Raw genomic sequence first — 731 nt, 5'->3', positions numbered from 1 at the left:
ATTTCTCTAGCATTTGCTAAAGGTTTTGGTTGGGCGGGTGAATTGAACGTTCGTTACATCTTCGAAAAAGCGTTCACAGGCAAACGCGGCGAAGGTTACCCAATTGAGCGTGCAGCACCTCAGCAAGCGAACGCGGCTATCCTAAACAACGTGAAATCAGCGGTAGCAAAAGACGTGGTTGAAGGTCTACGTGCTATCGACCAAGAGCTAGTGAAAACTGCAGTAGGCAGCACGCAATTCCAAGAGTGTTTCTTTGCGCACTGCCAAGTACCTGAAATTGCAGAATATGTGAAGTCGCTACTAGACTAAGCACTCATTTTATCGGGAAATAGGTTAAGGCCAGCCATTGAGCTGGCTTTTTTTGTTTTTAAGCCGGAGAGAATGCCATGCACGTTGCGCCGATTACTTCACTACAGACTTGGTTTCCTGAGCATCTCGTTTTGCCTTTGTGGTCTGAGCCTCAAATCCCCTCCCATCTGGTGCAAAGTTATCAAGAAAGAAATCCGAACGAGTTGTTACCAGATCGCGCAGTGTTTGACATCACGCATCCCGAAATTGTCGTGTTTGAACCAGAGCAATCCGATGGGATTGGTATTTTATTGGTGCCCGGTGGCGGTTATCAGCGAGTCTCGGTGGATAAAGACGGGGCGGACAGCGCACGCGTGTTGAACCAAGCAGGTTTTACCGTGTTTGTGATGACCTATCGCATGCCAAACGAAGGGCACGAATTT

The 731-nt window shown here is 48.2% G+C and carries 2 pseudogenes; both read left to right on the top strand.

Annotation, left to right across the window (positions count from 1 at the left end):
• Positions 1-309: pseudogene (locus tag R7O13_RS26720) on the top strand (hypothetical protein); the annotation flags it as partial.
• A gap of 77 nt (positions 310-386) precedes the next feature.
• Positions 387-731, top strand: a pseudogene (locus tag R7O13_RS26715) (alpha/beta hydrolase); the annotation flags it as partial.

The organism is Vibrio sp. Y176, assembly GCF_033438945.1.
This window is presented reverse-complemented; position numbering and strand designations above follow the sequence as displayed.